The following is a 645-nucleotide window of genomic DNA, read 5'->3' on the forward strand; positions in this document are numbered from 1 at the left end:
TAGGTAATTTTCAATTTTTTAATGGTTTGGAAGGCGGTGGTGAGGTTGTAACGGAAACTGCACCTCCTAGCGTTGAAGATGGAGAAGCCGCGCACCCACAAGGTACAGGAGAGGTTGCCACACCACCCGAACAAATGGAGCAATCACCAATAGAGAACAACCCAGAAGGACAACCACCAGAAGATATGGAACAATCACAAGCTTTTGCGAAGAGATTAAAAGAGCGTACACAAGCGGTTCTGATGGAAGAGCGTCAGCGTTGGGAACAAGAAGTGTCTGAGCGATATGGTAACTATGACAAGTATGACCGTGCGATGAATTTCTTTCAACAACAAGCGGGGTATAACGACCTTGATAGTATGATGCAGGCGATTGAACAACAAGATTTATTACAACGTGCTGAAAAGTTTGGGGTAACACCTGAAATCCAGCAAAAGCTTGAAGCGCTTGAACAGAAAGCGCAGCGTGCAGAAGAACTGGAATATCAGCGCGAACAACAAGAATTGTCACAACGTTTCACGCAAGCATTGGGGCAATTCGCACAAGAAAAGGGAGCTGATGCCGCAGCTTTAGAACAATTCATGGTGGAGCATAACGTTCCTAATTTTGAAGTAGCGTATAACGCCATGCGTACGCAGCAGTTAG

1 protein-coding gene is annotated in these 645 nt (G+C 45.6%); it reads left to right on the forward strand.

Annotation, left to right across the window (positions count from 1 at the left end):
• Positions 1-645, forward strand: a 645-nt coding sequence (locus ACODS7_RS32395; protein ID WP_488828667.1) for an MFS transporter, incomplete at both ends; no start/stop codon positions are given.

It is taken from the genome of Bacillus sp. FG16 (assembly GCF_057809515.1).